Origin of the sequence: Lysinibacillus sp. 54212, assembly GCF_036662795.1 — a bacterium.
GTDB lineage: Bacteria > Bacillota > Bacilli > Bacillales_A > Planococcaceae > Lysinibacillus_B.
In genome coordinates, this window is record NZ_JBAFWZ010000066.1 from 1 (window position 1) to 1,405 (window position 1,405).

Annotated in this window: 1 protein-coding gene; it reads left to right on the plus strand. The window is 39.1% G+C overall.

Translation table 11 applies throughout. From position 1 onward, the window contains the following. The first annotated feature begins 135 nt into the window (after positions 1-135). Positions 136-1,260 carry an IS4 family transposase gene (locus tag V4T18_RS18240; RefSeq protein WP_332651874.1) on the plus strand — a complete coding sequence of 375 codons (1,125 nt, stop codon included), beginning with the start codon at positions 136-138 and terminating at the stop codon, positions 1,258-1,260. Positions 1,261-1,405: the final 145 nt, after the last annotated feature.

Sequence of the window (1,405 nt, forward strand, 5' to 3'; positions counted from 1 at the left end):
CACTAGCGTCGCATTAAAATAATTCAACTCCGCCGTTAAATCTGAATTTTCTGAAATATATTCTGTGCATAAAAAAATCCTTTATAATGGTTGGGCGGTAGTAAACCATCCAAATCCAAAATAAAGGACAATCGCATGGATAAGTTTACACGAAAAACATCATTTGAACAATGGTTTTCACCGATTTCATCGACAAAACTAGAGGAACTGGTGGAAGCCTATCAATTAAATTACTATACAAAGAAGCTACACATCGCTTCATTTCTGAAATTACTGTTGTTTGCGCAGCTGAATGAAACCGAAAGTCTACGTGCTGTCAGTGATACTTTATTTTCAGACGACCTTCAAAAGGTAACGGATTTAGAATCAATTAGCTTTTCACAGTTAGGGCGTCGTTTAAATCAAGTCCCGACAGACGTGTTCCAGCAGGTGTTTCTTGATTTGGTCACGCAAATTCATGAAAAATCGCATTTTGAACAGCGAAGGAAAGTAACGACACCACTGAAAATTATTGATTCGAGTACTTTGCCATTGAACTTAAACAACCATAAATGGGCCGAATTCCGGAAGACGAAATCAGGCATTAAACTCCATTTACGCCTTGTTTACTTAGAAAAGGGCTGTTCGTATCCAGACAAAGCCGTTCTGACAAACGCAATCGAGCATGATCGAGGCCAACTAGAGGTACTCGTGGACGACAAAGAGTGCATGTACGTTTTCGATCGTGGTTATCTTGATTACGAGCGATTTGACCGCATGACAGACGATGGTTATTCCTTTGTGTCTCGCTTGCGAAAAAACGCCATTATCCGAGTACTAGAGCCATTTGATTTACCTCAAGATTCCATTGTGTTATCCGATGAAATGATCCTCATTGGCACTACACAAAATCGTGCAGAAAATGTCTTTCGTCTACTTAAAGTGCTAGATTCAAAAGGAAACGAGCTACGTTTAATTACGAATCGCTTTGACTTAAGTGCAGACGAAATCGCCGAATTGTACAAATCACGTTGGGCAATCGAGCTGTTTTTCAAATGGGTGAAGCAGCACTTGAACATCAAAAAGTTCTATGGACAAAGCGAACAAGCCGTTCATAATCAAGTGTATATCGCGATGATCGTCTATTGTTTACATGTGTTAGCACAGCTGAACACGAACAGTTCAAAGACCTACTTAAAAATTAGTCGGTTATTAAAAGCGGCACCGTGGAAATCCGCACACATTTGGATTCGGAAAATCGTTGAAAAAGCTGTCCCATAAAGGTTTTCACGTATCTGATTCCCTCGTCAAAGGTTATAGTAAAAAATGGGTGTTTACTACCTCTGTTTAGATGTCTTTGTTTTTCTTCTCAAACAGGAAGAATAAAAAACAGAAAATTCAGTAAAATTTTATGCGACGGTAGTGA

Bases quoted from the DNA above. Each gene is read 5' to 3' on its own strand.
- V4T18_RS18240 (WP_332651874.1), top strand. From the start codon at position 136: ATGGATAAGTTTACACGAAAAACATCATTTGAACAATGGTTTTCACCG.